The organism is Bacillus sp. YBWC18, assembly GCF_002998775.1.
GTDB lineage: Bacteria > Bacillota > Bacilli > Bacillales > Bacillaceae > Bacillus.
Genome location: NZ_PVRI01000001.1, coordinates 897290 through 912200 on the forward strand (window position 1 = coordinate 897290; position 14911 = coordinate 912200).

Consider the following 14911-nt stretch of genomic DNA (forward strand, 5'->3'; position numbering starts at 1 on the left):
CTCTCCTGTCTTTTTCTATGGATTCTGTTTCCGTTTCAAGTATTCGCAAATGCTTTTGTACACATGAGGGTTTTCTAAAGAAGAAAGATCTAGTGAAGGCTGCTGTTCATAGGCTCCTTTTAATAAACGCCGGACGATTTTTCCGTTTCTTGTTTTCGGTAAAGTTGAAATGAGATGAATTTCCTTTGGCATGAGAGCTTTTCCCGCGTGTGAACCAACATGTGTTTTGAGCTCTCGTATCAGTTTTGCTTCGTCACAAGATTGTGAGCTAGTCACGATGAAGCACACGAGTGCCTCCCCTTTCACCTCATCCTTTACCCCAATTACAGCTGCCTCGTGTACGGCTGGATGTCCGACAAGAATGGATTCAATTTCTGCTGGGCCGACACGTTTTCCTGCTGAATTAATGACATCATCCGATCTGCCCGTGATATGGAATGTGCCATCCGCTGATTGCATCACCCAATCACCATGTGTCCACACCCCATCAAATCGTCTGAAATACGTGTCTTCATATCGCCCCGGATCTTTCCAAAAACCACAGGTCATGCCGACCCATGGCTTTTTCAAAACAAGTTCTCCTACTTCATTTATGACGCTCTGACCTGCTTCATTATACACATCTGCCGCCATTCCTAAGATCGCCGCATTAAAAAGGACTGGCTTAATTGGGCGAAGCAGCGTACTTCCTACAATTCCGCCAGAGACCTCTGTTCCCCCTGAATAATTTAGGATCGGAATGTGCTTTTGACCGATTTTGTCAAAAAGCCATTGCCATGGTGCTTCATTCCACGGCTCACCTGTAGAAATGATGGCTTTGACATGTGGCAGCTTTGTACCTGCAAGGTTTTGCTGCATCGCAGACCGAACAAAAGTAGGTGAAAGTCCAAAATGGGTGACTTTTTGCTTGTGGATGAATGACCAGAGGTGCTGTTCATCTGGATAATCGGGTGCACCGTCATATAAAACGATTGCAGCTCCATTGATCAAGCCGCCAAAGACGAGAAATGGCCCCATCATCCAGCCCATGTCTGTGAGCCAAAACAAACGGTCTCCTTTTGCAACGTCCATACAAAGACCGGCGTCAAAAGCAGCTTTTACAGGGAAGCCTGCGTGTGTATGGACAGCTCCTTTTGGCGTACCAGTTGTTCCAGAAGTGTATAAGATCATGAGAGGCTCTTCATTTGTGAGATAGGTCGTTTCACTTAACGGATCTTCTTTTAACAAATCGTTTAGCCTGATAACTCCTTCATATTCAGTATGAGAGGGAGTGTGTACAATGACGGTTTTGACAGTGTCTGTTTTGTGAATCGCATCTGCCGCACATTCCCGCATATTGATCGTCTTCCCGCGTCGCGTCATGTCGGAGCCTGTGACGACAATGGATGCACCTGATGCACGAATACGCACGGCAAGAGGCTCGCTTCCATAGCCGGAGAAGACGGGGCTAAAGATGACACCAATTTTTGCAAAGGCTAGCATGACGGCAACCGTTTCAGGAAGCATTGGCATATAAATGACCGCTACATCTCCTTTTTGAAGCCCATTCTTCAAAAAACCAGCAGCGAGGCGATTAACCTTTTCCTGAAGGTCGAGATACGTCCATTTCCTCTCTGCCCCAACTTCATTTCTCCAAATCACGGCTGGCTGATGCTGGGTCTCTTCGTTCTCTGCCCATTTGTCCACGGCGGTTTCGGTTATGTTTAGTTGACCGCCTTTATACCACTTCGGCCACATGAATGAATTTTGACCTAATGCGGCTTCATACGGCATCTTCCACTTGATGCCGACCGCCTTTTCAGCTTCTCTCCAAAACCAATCGGTCCGCTCGATACTAGCTTTGTAGAATGCATCATAAGTAGAGAAACCAAGTGAGTGCATCCATTTGTAAAGACGTGTATGTTTGACCTTCTGCTCTTCCGGTACCCATGCTGGTTTCAGGTTCATCATAAGGATGCCCCCTTTAGACCGGATAGACCGGATGTTTTCGTCTTGTAAATGTCATCTCTTTTGAGGAATAGGCTTGTAATCGATGACAAAGCTCAGCTCGCAGGTGGTCAAACGGGATGACGCCATCGACAATCATTTCAGAGGCAAGCTCATATATATTCATATCTTCCTGATATTCCTTACGTTTCTCTTGTATAAATGCAGCTCTCTCTTCGGCAGGCAGCTCGGCAATTTTATTCGCATAGACAGCATTCACAGCCGCTTCTGGCCCCATGACAGCAATTTGCGCTGATGGAAGAGCAAGACAGCAGTCTGGTTCAAACGCTGGCCCTGCCATTGCATATAAACCTGCACCGTATGCTTTACGCACAATGACCGATATTTTCGGAACGGTTGCCTCTGACATAGCAGAGATCATTTTCGCCCCGTGTCTAATAATGCCAGCTTGTTCCACTTTTGTTCCAATCATAAATCCCGGTATATCCGCAAGAAAAAGGAGCGGGATATGAAAGGCGTCACATAGCTGAATAAACTTGGCGGCTTTGTCAGCTGAGTCATGGAATAACACCCCGCCTTTCACCCTAGGCTGGTTGGCAATAAGACCAACAGGCTGACCATTCATGCGGCCAAAGCCTGTAATCAGCTCCGCGGCAAACAGTTTTTTGATTTCAAAAAATGACCCTTCATCAATGAGTAAATAAATGAGCTGATACATATCAAAAGGGGTATTCTGCCCCTTAGGGATAAGGTCTTGGATGGTCATCTCAGATGGCTGAGGTGCTTTTGCGGCTGCCCGTTTTGGTTTCTCTGTATAGTTGGCAGGCATGTAGGTTAAATAGTCGCGAGCGATTTGAATGGCTTCTTCCTCTGTTTTGGCTAAAATATCACCACATCCTGATATGCTGCAATGCATGTTTGCCCCGCCCATTTCTTCTAGTGATACTTTTTCTCCAATCACCATTTCGGCCATTCTCGGAGAGCCTAAATACATCGAGGCATTCCCTTCGACCATAACGACGATGTCACAAAAAGCAGGAATGTAAGCACCTCCTGCTGCAGAAGGACCAAATAGTAAACAAATTTGCGGGATACGTCCAGACAGCTTCACCTGGTTATAAAAAATGCGCCCCGCGCCCCTTCTGCCTGGAAACATGGCAATTTGATCGGTGATTCTTGCACCCGCAGAATCGACTAAATACAGCATCGGGCAGTTGAGCTTTTCCGCTGTTTCTTGGATTCTAATGATTTTTTCTACCGTTTTGACGCCCCATGATCCAGCTTTGACGGTAGAGTCATTCGCCATGACGCAAACCGTTTGCCCATTCATCCGCCCCGTCCCTGTGACAACCCCATCTGCTGGTAAATGTTGATCTTTACACTCGGCAAACATGGCATCCTCAATGAAAGAATCCTCATCTAATAACAACTGGAGCCGGTCACGGACGAACAATTTTCCTTTTTCTTTGTTTTTTTGATGGTATCGTTCGGCTCCTCCTTTTACAATCCGCTGTTTTTTCACTTCATATTCTTCGATCATGCCCATTCCCCTTTCTTGCTAGTTGCCTCTGTAATGAGGCGTTCGTTTTTCTTGGAAAGCTTGAAGTCCCTCCATTCGATCTTCTGTATCAATGAGCCGTACATAGGCTTCGTATTCCTTCATCAGACCTGTACGTAAATCATGATCAAGGCTCATTTGAATCGCTTGTTTCGCTTCTTTTAAAGCAATTGGACCGTTTTTGGCGATTTGTTTTGCGAGAGAAATGGCGTCATCCATAAGAGAATCTGCTAAAGAGAGGTGCTCAATCAACCCGATTTGAATGGCTTCTTCAGCTTGTAATGAACCACCTGTGAAAATCAGTTCTTTTGCTTTACCGAGTCCAATCAGGCGCGGAAGCCGCTGGGTTCCTCCGGCTCCTGGTATGATGGCTAGTCCAGTTTCTGGCAGGCCGAATCTTGCTCCGGCTCGTGCGATGCGGAGATCACAAGCCAGTGCGAGCTCAAGGCCTCCGCCGAGTGCGTGTCCATTCATCACGGCAATGACAGGCACAGGAAGGGAGTCAATTTCTGTAAAGGTTTGCTGAATCGACAGAACCGCCGCTTTTGCTTCTTCTTCTGTCATCAATCGTCGCTCTTTTAAATCAGCTCCTGCGCAAAAGACGTTAGAACCAGCTCCTGTAATGAGCAGACAGGAAATGCTTTCATCGTGTTTGATTTCTTGAATGATTTGATTGATCTCCTCAAGCATCGCAGCGGATAGGGAATTCGCTTGTTCCGGCCTGTTTAAGGTCATGATCCCAATCCGTTCATCTTGTATCATAAAATTAACCAATGATGTCATGTCACATTCATCCTTTATGAAGTAGTATGAGAGTGAAAAGCACGTAAACAATGACTAGGCAGGGTTCGATCTACTTTTGTTTCGATCCATTCTGCCGCTTTTATCAATGCAGGAAAATCGATATTTGTTTTAATTCCTAGTTTTTGAAGCATATGCACTACATCTTCAGTCGCGACATTTCCGCTAGAGCCAGGTGCATATGGGCAGCCGCCAAGCCCGCCGCTAGAGGAGTCAAATGTTGTGATTCCCGCTTTTAATGCCGTATAAATATTGGCAAGACCCATCCCCTTCGTATCGTGAAAATGTAGAGCGATTTTATCAGCAGGAAAACGTTCAAGTAAAATGTCTAATCGCCTTTCTACTTGAAGCGGATGGGCTTCTCCAATGGTGTCGCCGAGTGATATTTCATCAATGCCATAAGAGAGCAGAATATCCGTTAACCGCAGAACTTGATCCATTGGCACTTGATGTTCATAAGGGCAGCCAAACACGGTAGAAATATATGCGCGCGTGATCTTTCCTGCTGCTTTTAAATCAGCTGTCATTTGTTTGATGACAGGAAGTGTTTCGTGGATGGATTGATTCATATTTTTTTTGTTATGTGTTTCACTCGAAGAGATAAACATAGCGCCTGCGTCAAGATTTGCTTCAAAAAAGTGAGCCAAGCCTTTTTCATTAGGAATGAGTGCTGCATAGGTGATGTTGTCATTTTTGTGTAAGGATTGAGCTAACTCTTTGGCGTCTTTTAAGGCTGGGACCCATTTAGGATGAACAAATGAGGTGACTTCAATATAAGGGAGCCGGGCTGCTGTGAGCAGTTCAATCCACCTTTGCTTCTCGCTTGTGTCCAGCCAAGTGGATTCATTTTGCAGTCCGTCCCGCGGGCCGACCTCTCTAATAAGTACACGCTTTGGTAATGCCATCTCGCTCACTCCTATTCTGTCAGCTCTAGAAGGACCTCTCCTTCATCGACAAATTCCCCCTCTGCCTTATACACTTTGCTGATGACACCAGCCTCTTCTGCAACAATTGGAATCTCCATTTTCATTGATTCCAAGATAGCGACCTCCTGCCCTTTTTGCACTTCATCGCCTTGTTTCACAAGAAGCTTCCATAAGTTTCCGGCCATTTGTATCGTGACCATTTTCATGAACGGTTCCCCTCCCTTTTTTTCATGAGAAAATCGGTTGTGATGCTGCCATGTAAGAAAGCAGAAGATCCAGCCATTTCCCTTAAAAGCGGTAAGTTGGTTTTGATCCCTTCTATTTCATATGCTTGTAACGCCTTTTTTAATCGTTCTATTGCAAGTTTTCGTGTATCACCGTAAACGATCATCTTCGCAATCATTGGATCGTAATATGGGGTAATGACGCTCCCACTTGTCACACTTGATTCATGGCGTATATAGGGAGCTTCTGGCATAAATAGCCGAGTGATTGTTCCTGGTGACGGATAAAAGGTAACGGGGTCCTCCGCATAGATTCTGACCTCGATGGCATGCCCAATTTGATGAATATCCTCCTGAATGAAGGAAAGCGGCTCTGATGCAGCGATTTTCAGCTGCTCCTCGACAAGATCAATACCTGTAATTTCTTCTGTGACAGGGTGCTCTACTTGTAATCTCGTGTTCATCTCTAGAAAATAAAATTGTTGGTTTTGATCGACTAAACATTCAATCGTCCCTGCATTTTCATAGCCAATGGCTTTGGCTGCTTTGACGGCCATCTGTCCCATCTGTTGTCTCACCGATTCATCGAGACAGGCGGCAGGTGCTTCTTCGATGATTTTCTGGTGTCTTCTTTGGAGTGAACAGTCGCGCTCAAATAAGTGAACCCCATGGCCGAAGGAATCAAAAAGGACTTGAATTTCAATGTGCCGCGCGTCTTCAATGACCTTTTCCATATAAAGCGTCCCGTCGTTGAAAAAACTTTGCGCTCTTTTTTGATTTCCTTCAAAAGCTTTATGCAGCTCCTCGTCATTTCGCACAAGCTGCATGCCAATTCCCCCGCCTCCGCTTGATGCCTTGAGCATGATCGGATAACCGAGTGACTGGGCTTTACTGACTCCTTCTTCTGCGTCATGGAGCGGGGCTGAAACGCCTGGTACAATGGGAATCCCCGCATGGTCCATCATTTTTCTCGCTTCAATTTTATTCCCCATTCGCTGAATGACCTGTGCGGATGGTCCAATAAAAATAATTCCTTCGCTGCGGCAGCGTTCAGCAAAGCCCGCATTTTCTGATAAAAGGCCATATCCAGGATGGATGGCATCTGTATTTGTCTGCTTGGCAACCTCGATGATCACTTCCATGTTTAAATAGCTTTCAGATACTTTCGCTCCTCCAATCAGATAGGCGCTGTCTGCTTCTTGCACATGAAGCGCATGCTGATCTGCCTCTGAATAAACAACCACGGTGTTGATCCCGAGCCTTTTACAAGTCCGAATAATTCTACGAGCAATTTCGCCTCGATTCGCAATGAGTACTTTTTTGAACATCGCTGCCCTCACTCCTTTATTAGATCAAGCGCCTGTTTTTTCAGACGAAACTTTTGAATCTTCCCTGATGCGGTCATCGGATACTCGTCTGTGATGAAAAAATATTTTGGAATTTTGTAGCGAGCCATTTGTGACTGACAATAGCTGGTTAATGACTCAATCGTCACCGTGTGACCTTGTTTGAGCCGAATGAATGCGGCGGCTTCCTCTCCATAGGTCTCGTCAGGAATACCAACGACCTGTGCATCAAGAATGGCTGGATGCGTGTAAAGAACGTCTTCAATCTCTTTTGGGTAAACATTCTCTCCGCCTCTAATGATCATATCTTTCAGCCGTCCTGTGATTTTCACATAGCCGTCCTCATCCATCTCTGCTAAATCTCCTGTATGAAGCCACCCGTCCTCATCAATGACTTCATTTGTGGCCTCTTCATTTTTATAGTAGCCTTTCATCACATGGTAGCCTCTTGTACACAGCTCACCTTGTTCTCCTCTTGGTACTTCATCCGGCGTACCTGGTGCAGTGATTTTCACTTCGATGTGAGGAAGTGCCCGACCGACTGTTTGAACCCGCCTTTCAAATGAATCATCCGTTCTAGTTTGGGTAATGACAGGTGAGCTTTCGGTTTGACCGTAGGCAATCGTGAGCTCCTTCAGTCCCATTTGTTCAATGACTGCTTTCATCACATGGGATGGGCAAAGAGATCCTGCCATAATGCCTGTTCGTAATGTGGACAGATCGTATTGGTGGAAATTCGGATGATCAAGCTCTGCAATGAACATTGTCGGGACGCCATGAAGAACAGTGCACTTCTCTTGTTCCACTGTTTGAAGGACTCGCTCTGGGTGGAAAGTTTCAATTGGAATGATCGTGCCTCCTTTTGTGAGACAAGCAAGTACGCCAAGAACAGATCCAAAGCAATGAAAGAACGGCACGGGGATACACATGCGGTCTTCATGGGTGAGCTTCATGCAATCTGCGATCTGACTGGCATTGCAGACGATGTTTGTATGGCTGAGCATGACGCCTTTTGGGTAGCCGGTTGTGCCAGAGGTATATTGCATATTAATAACGTCATCAGGCGCCAGCTCATCCATTCGTTTCTCCCATGCATCATCCTCCATTCTTTTAGCAGCAGCTTGAATACTGTCCCAGCTGCGCATGCCCTTTGGCGTGTGCTCGCCAATATATACAACACTTTTTAAATATGGAAATGATGATGAAGTGATCTCGTCTTGATGAGCTGTTTGAAGCTCTGGAATGAGGTTTTCAAGCATCCTGACATATGATGTCTCTTTAAACCCGTCAACGATAAACAGCATGCTGCTATCAGAGTGCTTTAGTAAGTAAGCGAGTTCTTGTGATTGAAAGTTCGTATTCACGGTGACAAGAACGGCTCCAATGGAGGCGCAGGCGAATTGCAGCATGAGCCATTCAGGGACATTAGGTGCCATGATGGCGATATGATCCCCTTTTTGAACCCCTAATGCCATAAGACCTTTCCCTGTTTCCTTGACCTCTCTAAAAAACGCTTCGTATGAATAACGTAATGAACGTTCTGGATACACAATGGCTTCATGTGCTGGGTGCTGCTCCTTTTTCTCTTTTAATAGGGAGCCGATCGTTTGTGGATGAATCGACATCATGATTTTCCTCCTCCATCAGTGGTAAGCGTTTTCATAAAAGGGTTATGATAGCAGTTGTCTCGCGATGACTAGACGCTGAATTTCAGAGGTGCCTTCTCCGATTTCCATGAGCTTGGCATCTCTCACAAGCCGTTCTACCCCGCACTCTTTCATGTAGCCTGTTCCTCCGTGAATTTGGACAGCATCAAGACTTGCTTTTGTGGCCATTTCCGAAGCGAAAAGCTTGGCATAGGCAGCTTCTTTTGTAAATGGCTTGCCATGATCTTTCAGCCAAGCGGCTTTCCACACCATTTGACGAGCAAGTTCTATTTGCATCGCCATATCTGCCAGTTTAAATTGAATGGCTTGAAAGGACGAGAGGGTCTGCCCAAATTGCTTTCTTTCCTTTGCATAGGAGAGAGAAGCATCTAGTGCAGCTTGCGCGATACCAACAGATAAGGCAGCAATTGATATGCGTCCCCCGTCTAATGTATATAAAAATTGCTTGAAGCCTTTGGCTGGGTCTCCTAATATATGATGTGCTGGTACACGTACGCTGTCTAAAATGATTTCAGCCGTATCTGAACCGCGCACTCCCATTTTGTCGTATGGATTTGTAATGGACAGCCCTTTTTGACCTTTTTCTACAATGAAGGCGGAGATGATCGGGCGGCCGTGCTTATCATGATCCGTGACAGCTGTGACGATAATGGTTCTGGCAAAATTGGCATTTGTGATCCAGCACTTCTCCCCGCTAATCACATACTCTTGTCCGTCTTTGACCGCTTTTGTTTTCGTCCCTTTTGCATCTGACCCTGCATTTGGCTCTGTTAATCCGAAGGAACCGAGTGCTGTTCCAGATGCCAGCGGGACAAGGTGATCCATCTTTTGCTCCTCTGTACCGAAGTAATAAAGCGGGCTTGCGCCTAAGGAAACGGCTGCGGCATAGCTAAGGCCTGTACTGGCACACTGTTTTCCGATTTCTTCTACAGCGAGCGCATATGAGATTGTATCTCCTCCTGAGCCTCCGTATTTCTCTGGAAAAGGGATGCCCATCAAGCCGAGTTCCCCCATTTTTTGAAAAGTTTGGACCGGGAATACAGCCTGTTCATCAATGGTTTGAGTGAGTGGTGCAATTTCTTCCTTGGCGAATTCTTTGACCATCTGCCGAATCATTTGTTGTTCTTTCGTTAATTCAAAATCCATCTTGTTTCCCCCTTTGGCTCTTTTCTATCATATTTATTAATCAAGTGGCTGCTTCATGCCAAGCTTAGCTGAATTCAGAATATTAAAACAAAAATAATAGAAAAAAGCATGAACGAAGAAAATCCTCATTCATGCTTTTTCGTTATCTCACTTTTATTGTAGAAGGCTTGCTTTCGTGATGAAGTCGATTGAGAGCCGTTACTTTGTAAGTATCACTCTTATTCTGATGAACTGAAAGATTTTTGACAGATGTCAGCGTGCCGGCTTCTTTTCTAACGGTTTGCAGCAATTCATATGTTCCTTTCGTCGTCAAGCGATAGACCGCGTAATAGGATGCGGTAGATTGTGGATCATTTTTGATCTGTAAAGCCGCACCCTCTGCTGTCTTTTTAATAGATTGAATGATTGGTTTTTTTGGCGCTTTCTGATGAAGCCAAGGCATTTCTGGAATGAGAGCCGGTTTACGGTAAGCATCTTCTATCAATTGATTTTTGACATTCAAAGGGTTGCGATTGATATCCTTTAGGCTAAAGTGCATGCTTCCCTGTACGAGAGGTGACTGTCTGTTCAGCTCAATCTGCCGAAAGTATTCTTCTGGATCAGACCAAGCAGGATCACTGTTTTGATTAATTTTATACGTCGCCTGACCAATGTACAGGTGAACAGGCTCTCCCTTCACTTCATTTGACCACCATTTTGTTAGCACATCGTATGCGGCTGCCTGAAAGCCGATGCTCCAGTAAATTTGCGGGGTGACATAATCGATATCGTGCTGCTGAATCCACTCTCTTGTATCAGCATACAAATCATCATAGTTGGTCATCCCTGCTGTGGTGTTTGAACCAGTCGGATCATCCTTTATGTTGCGCCAGACTCCAAATGGGCTAATACCAAACTTCACATACGGCTTTACTTTCTTCACGGTGTTGTTGATTTGCTTGACCAATTGGTTCACATTATCTCTTCGCCAATCTTCTATATGCGTGAATGCCTTTTTTCCATATGTTTCATACGTTTCTTGATCTGGAAACGGCACACCGGCTATTTTATTCGGGTAAAAATAATCATCCATATGCACTGCATCAATATCGTAGTTTTTCACGACTTCTTCTATGCTGCCGACAATGAACTCCTGAGCTTTAGGAATGCCTGGATTGTAATAAAGCTGATTACCATAAGCAATAGTCCAATCTGGATGTTTTTTTGCAGGGTGATCGGCTGATAAACGGCTGAGGTCGGTATGATTCATTGTGATTCGATACGGGTTAAACCAAGCGTGAAATTCGAGCCCGCGTTTATGAGCTTCTTCGATCATGAATTCAAGCGGGTCATACCCAGGATCTTTCCCTTGCGTGCCGGTTAAATATTCGGACCACGGGCCGTATGCCGAAGGATAAAAGGCATCTGCTGTCGGTTTAATTTGCATGATCACGGCATTCATATTCATCGCTTTGATCTCATCTAACAAATGAATAAACTCTTGTTTCTGCTCTTTGACAGGCAGTCCTTTCTTTGAAGGCCAATCTAAGTTATAAACCGATGCGATCCATACCGCGCGCATCTCTCTTGTGCTTTCAAGCTTCCCTTTTGGCATTGGACGAGCTAGACTGCTAGAAGGAATCAATAAGAATACAAACATCAAAATTAGTGTTAGACACGTCATACTGATTTTTTTCAGCATTTTTTGCATCACCTCATATTCAGTTTATTCCGCTTTTTGAGATCGAATGCCAGCAGATGGTGTCAGCAGGATGTTTTTCATTTCCTTGAGCTGAGCTTCAGGTATTTCGCAAGCCTCGATTAAATATCGCTCTGTACTTCCGTATGTCGCCATCATCTCGTTTAGCACATCTTCCAGATAATCTTGCTGCACACCGAGAAGCGGTTGAATTTGCTCTTTTGACACCCGGTATAAACTCATCATGCGGACAAATCGCTGCTGCCTTCTGACAAGCATTTTCACACCTTCATTGGAACGCATATATTCACTTAAAACGGCCGGCATCGGTACACCTGCTGCTAATTGAATAAGGGCAGATAAAAAGCCTGTCCGGTCCTTACCGCTCGTGCAGTGAAGCATCAGCGGGTAATTGCTCTTATCTGAAAGCAGTGAGAACAGCTGCTGAATCTCTTCTTTACGCTCTGTGAGCATACTTTGATATAAATCTTTCATAATCGGTGTAAATGAGAGAGATTTCCCTTCAGTTGTCAGCATACGAAACATGGTCCACTTACTTGGCATCTTACTGTCTGGCTGCATCGGGATATGAACGATTTTGTTGTGTTCCTTGATTTTTGGCGGATGTGATTTGCGTTCTGAGCTTGTTCGGAGATCACAAATGGTTTGAATCCTAAGCTTTGAGAACGTCAACATATCTTGTTTTGTGAGACGCGATAGATCTGCGGATCGATAAATCATTCCCTGCCTGATCACCATCTCACCTGTTGTTTGAAGTCCCCCTACTTCTCTAAAATTCGCAAGCTTTGAAAATGGGTTGTTTGATTGATTCATAGAAGTGAAAATCCTTTCCGTTACGTTCTTTTCTCTATCATACGCTTTTATTGAGATGGGGAAAAGAGAAGCCATTTGGTATAATGGAAAAAGGAGATTCGGATGGATTGGAGATATGAAGCATGATCAAAACAAAACGGATTCAGCAAATCAAAGAGTATGTGTTTGACCGGGAATCTGCCTCACTTGATGAGCTTGTGGCGCATTTTGGCGTCTCAAAAAACACGATACGCCGAGATGTACAAGCATTGGTCGAGTCCGGCGTACTAAAGAAAGTGTACGGCGGAGTCGCTGTGAACCATTCAACATTAGTAGTATATCAAGAGCGGAAGACCCGCCAGCTCAGTAAAAAGCAATTGATCGGACAAACGGCTGCTGCTTTTGTGGAAAATGGGGATATGATTTTTGTTGATTCTGGTACGACAACACTTGAAATGCTTCCCTATTTGACTGAGAAACAGGTGACCGTTGTGACCAATAATGTAGATTTTATTACACAGGCGATGCCTTATGAAAATCTCACTATCTTTTCCACCGGCGGGATGCTTGAGAGAAAAACGAATTCTTTCGTTGGCTATCAAAGTGTAGAGCGTTTGAAAGCTTACAATGTCAATAAAGCCTTTATCGCATCAACTGGTTTATCCATTGATCACGGAGTCACGAATTCGTCCCCGCTTGAAACGGATATTAAAAAGACAGTTGTTGAAAAAAGTGCCAAAACGTTTTTATTAGTTGATGATAGTAAGTTCGATCACTACGCTTTGACCACGTTTTGTGATTTACACGATCTTGATGTCGTCGTGACGAATAAACAGCCAAATGAAGATTATCTTCAATATGGAAAAGATCATGATGTACGGTTTGCCACGCCTTCATCAAATGAGAAGACGTAAATAAATGGATCACAAAAAAACGGCTCAGGAATTTGAGCCGTTTTTTGATTCATTCATTTCAAGCTGGATGATCATGCGGAATAAAAAACGGTACACGGCTGAGATGACTTCAATAAAAGGCATATCTTCATGGATGTCCTCAAGTTCAAGAAGCTGTAAATTCACATCGAATAAGCCGTCTTGCCCATTAAATTGAAGCTGCGCACCATTTAATGAAGCCAGCATGTCTTTTAAAATACCTGTGTCTTTTTTAGGACGTTTTAAACCGAATAACACGGTATACGTTTGAAACACTTCGTCCCATTCAATGGCTAATCCATCGACTCTCACCACATCAAACCACTTTGATTCGATATAAATGAATTCTTTTTGATGTTGTTTTACATATGTAAGCGGTGTGTTTAGAAATGAGGCGCCTTCTGTTTGAATCATGTCCTCGGATTCTTTGTCTACACGCTCTATATATACATCGCTAAAGCGTGCCTCTTCCTTTATTCTTGCACCTTCTAAAGGCCAATTGTGGCGCGCCGCTTCGTCATATTCAAAGTCTGTCAGCGCTTGTCCTTCTTTCAAAAGATCTTGTAAGCGATTTTGCAATGACATGGCTATGTCTCCTTTCTTCTCATTCATGTGCGTTTATTATTTTAGCATAACTCATGAAAAGAAAGATATGACTCAGCATATGATGGTATGATAGTGTCAAAAGAAACATCTCGGAGGGGTACGTTTTGCTCACAATGACACTGGCAGAAAAAATCGTAGACGAGGTCAAAAAAGTGCTGACTGAGGAAATCATCATCGCACAAACAAACGGCACCATCATTGCGGCAACAGATCCAGCGCGCATTGGTCAATTTCATGAAGGGGCGTATTTGACATCCTTTGAAGGACAAAAACGAATCCTCACAAAGAATGATGAGCAGCAAATGAAAGGGGTCAAAGCCGGCATCAATCTGCCTATTTATTTTAAGCAAGAGGTCATTGGTGTGATTGGGATGACAGGAAATCCCGTCCATGTCTCTCCATTTGGCGAAATATTACGAAAAATGACCGAACTGCTTATTCAAGAGCATGAATTTTTTCTAGAAACGGAAACCGATGAACGGCAGCTTGAAGCGTTTGTGTTCGACTGGCTTCATCTGCCAGAGACAGCAATCAATCTCACTGAAAAAGCAGCGCGGCTTCAGCTTGATGTCAACAAGCAGCGTGTCGTCGTCCTCATTGATTGTCACGATGAATCATTTATGAAGCAGGATCAATACAAAAAAGTAAAGGAAATGCTGCATCTCACAAGTCAGGAAATGATCGTCCGCTGGGGACATGCCCGCTTTTTGCTCATGCTGCAAACCACAGCAGATGAACGTGATACCTTGCAGCAGCGTCTTTTTCACATCCATGCTTCCCTCACCTCACGTTCCACATCAAAGGTTTTGATAGGTGCGGGAAAACCTGCAGCTGGACATATGATGAAGCAATCCTTTCATCAAGCCTTTCGTGCCTTAAAATTGGCACATGTGGATACACCGATTGTGTTTGATGAGGATTTAACACTTGAACTTTTTATAGAAGAAGTGAGTCAGGAAACAAAAGAAGTGTTCCTTGATCGAACGATCGCCCCACTTCTCCCCTACCCTGAACTAGTGAAAACATTGCGTGTACTCATGACATCAGATTACTCATTGAAGTATACCGCGGAAGCGATGCACGTACATATCAATACACTGCATTACAGACTAAAACGTATCCAAGATTTAACGGCACTTGATCCAAAACGCATGCAAGATGCGATGCTCTTTTATTTAGCCTTGATGCTATTAGATCATCATCCAAATAAACGAGGCGAACAGCCCAATATTTTGTAGAATCGTCCATAGGCATGAGGCGATTCTTT

13 protein-coding genes are annotated in these 14911 nt (G+C 44.4%); 2 read left to right on the forward strand and 11 right to left on the reverse strand.

What is annotated here, in order from left to right; all coding sequences use genetic code 11:
* Positions 1-15 precede the first annotated feature (15 nt).
* The 10 genes from C6348_RS04690 to C6348_RS04735 all read right to left on the reverse strand — a co-directional run bounded on the left by C6348_RS04690 (position 16) and on the right by C6348_RS04735 (position 12127).
* Positions 16-1950: an AMP-binding protein gene (locus tag C6348_RS04690; RefSeq protein ID WP_106042097.1), complete on the reverse strand. Its 1935-nt coding sequence runs from the start codon at positions 1948-1950 to the stop codon at positions 16-18.
* Between the two features lie 13 nt (positions 1951-1963).
* Positions 1964-3487 carry an acyl-CoA carboxylase subunit beta gene (locus tag C6348_RS04695; RefSeq protein ID WP_106037285.1) on the reverse strand — a complete coding sequence of 508 codons (1524 nt, stop codon included), beginning with the start codon at positions 3485-3487 and terminating at the stop codon, positions 1964-1966.
* A gap of 18 nt (positions 3488-3505) precedes the next feature.
* Entirely contained in the window at positions 3506-4288 is a 783-nt protein-coding gene (locus C6348_RS04700; protein ID WP_106042099.1) for an enoyl-CoA hydratase, read from the reverse strand.
* A gap of 14 nt (positions 4289-4302) precedes the next feature.
* Positions 4303-5211 carry a hydroxymethylglutaryl-CoA lyase gene (locus C6348_RS04705; protein WP_106042101.1) on the reverse strand — a complete coding sequence of 303 codons (909 nt, stop codon included), beginning with the start codon at positions 5209-5211 and terminating at the stop codon, positions 4303-4305.
* 11 nt (positions 5212-5222) lie between these two features.
* The gene (locus C6348_RS04710; protein ID WP_034660850.1) at positions 5223-5438 is read right to left on the reverse strand and encodes an acetyl-CoA carboxylase biotin carboxyl carrier protein subunit; all 216 of its coding nucleotides are present in this window, start codon (positions 5436-5438) and stop codon (positions 5223-5225) included.
* Complete coding sequence (locus C6348_RS04715; protein ID WP_106042103.1) at positions 5435-6784, reverse strand: acetyl-CoA carboxylase biotin carboxylase subunit; 1350 nt, start codon at positions 6782-6784, stop codon at positions 5435-5437. The genes C6348_RS04710 and C6348_RS04715 overlap by 4 nt, the downstream gene beginning before the upstream one ends.
* A gap of 8 nt (positions 6785-6792) precedes the next feature.
* Positions 6793-8430, reverse strand: coding sequence for an AMP-binding protein (locus C6348_RS04720; protein ID WP_106042104.1), 1638 nt, complete (start codon positions 8428-8430; stop codon positions 6793-6795).
* A gap of 42 nt (positions 8431-8472) precedes the next feature.
* Positions 8473-9615, reverse strand: coding sequence for an acyl-CoA dehydrogenase family protein (locus C6348_RS04725; protein WP_106042106.1), 1143 nt, complete (start codon positions 9613-9615; stop codon positions 8473-8475).
* Positions 9616-9757: 142 nt separating this feature from the next.
* Positions 9758-11296: a glycoside hydrolase family 10-like protein gene (locus tag C6348_RS04730; protein ID WP_106042108.1), complete on the reverse strand. Its 1539-nt coding sequence runs from the start codon at positions 11294-11296 to the stop codon at positions 9758-9760.
* Between the two features lie 24 nt (positions 11297-11320).
* The gene (locus tag C6348_RS04735; RefSeq protein ID WP_095285249.1) at positions 11321-12127 is read right to left on the reverse strand and encodes a tyrosine-protein phosphatase; all 807 of its coding nucleotides are present in this window, start codon (positions 12125-12127) and stop codon (positions 11321-11323) included.
* 122 nt (positions 12128-12249) lie between these two features.
* Between C6348_RS04735 and C6348_RS04740 the strand changes: the two genes are divergently transcribed.
* Positions 12250-13020 carry a DeoR/GlpR family DNA-binding transcription regulator gene (locus tag C6348_RS04740; RefSeq protein WP_095285250.1) on the forward strand — a complete coding sequence of 257 codons (771 nt, stop codon included), beginning with the start codon at positions 12250-12252 and terminating at the stop codon, positions 13018-13020.
* Positions 13021-13044: 24 nt separating this feature from the next.
* On the opposite strand, the gene C6348_RS04745 is transcribed toward C6348_RS04740, so the two are convergent.
* On the reverse strand, positions 13045-13623 hold the full coding sequence (locus tag C6348_RS04745) for a branched-chain amino acid aminotransferase (RefSeq protein ID WP_106042110.1): 579 nt from the start codon (positions 13621-13623) through the stop codon (positions 13045-13047).
* Positions 13624-13748: 125 nt separating this feature from the next.
* On the opposite strand from C6348_RS04745, the gene C6348_RS04750 reads away from it, so the two are divergent.
* On the forward strand, positions 13749-14882 hold the full coding sequence (locus C6348_RS04750) for a CdaR family transcriptional regulator (protein ID WP_106042112.1): 1134 nt from the start codon (positions 13749-13751) through the stop codon (positions 14880-14882).
* Positions 14883-14911: the final 29 nt, after the last annotated feature.

What these genes read in the sequence shown, in the direction of transcription:
- C6348_RS04690 (WP_106042097.1), bottom strand. Translation starts at nt 1,950, where the DNA reads ATGATGAACCTGAAACCAGCATGGGTACCGGAAGAGCAGAAGGTCAAA.
- C6348_RS04695 (WP_106037285.1), bottom strand. Translation starts at nt 3,487, where the DNA reads ATGATCGAAGAATATGAAGTGAAAAAACAGCGGATTGTAAAAGGAGGA.
- C6348_RS04700 (WP_106042099.1), bottom strand. Translation starts at nt 4,288, where the DNA reads ATGACATCATTGGTTAATTTTATGATACAAGATGAACGGATTGGGATC.
- C6348_RS04705 (WP_106042101.1), bottom strand. Translation starts at nt 5,211, where the DNA reads ATGGCATTACCAAAGCGTGTACTTATTAGAGAGGTCGGCCCGCGGGAC.
- C6348_RS04710 (WP_034660850.1), bottom strand. Translation starts at nt 5,438, where the DNA reads ATGAAAATGGTCACGATACAAATGGCCGGAAACTTATGGAAGCTTCTT.
- C6348_RS04715 (WP_106042103.1), bottom strand. Translation starts at nt 6,784, where the DNA reads ATGTTCAAAAAAGTACTCATTGCGAATCGAGGCGAAATTGCTCGTAGA.
- C6348_RS04720 (WP_106042104.1), bottom strand. Translation starts at nt 8,430, where the DNA reads ATGATGTCGATTCATCCACAAACGATCGGCTCCCTATTAAAAGAGAAA.
- C6348_RS04725 (WP_106042106.1), bottom strand. Translation starts at nt 9,615, where the DNA reads ATGGATTTTGAATTAACGAAAGAACAACAAATGATTCGGCAGATGGTC.
- C6348_RS04730 (WP_106042108.1), bottom strand. Translation starts at nt 11,296, where the DNA reads ATGCTGAAAAAAATCAGTATGACGTGTCTAACACTAATTTTGATGTTT.
- C6348_RS04735 (WP_095285249.1), bottom strand. Translation starts at nt 12,127, where the DNA reads ATGAATCAATCAAACAACCCATTTTCAAAGCTTGCGAATTTTAGAGAA.
- C6348_RS04740 (WP_095285250.1), top strand. Translation starts at nt 12,250, where the DNA reads ATGATCAAAACAAAACGGATTCAGCAAATCAAAGAGTATGTGTTTGAC.
- C6348_RS04745 (WP_106042110.1), bottom strand. Translation starts at nt 13,623, where the DNA reads ATGTCATTGCAAAATCGCTTACAAGATCTTTTGAAAGAAGGACAAGCG.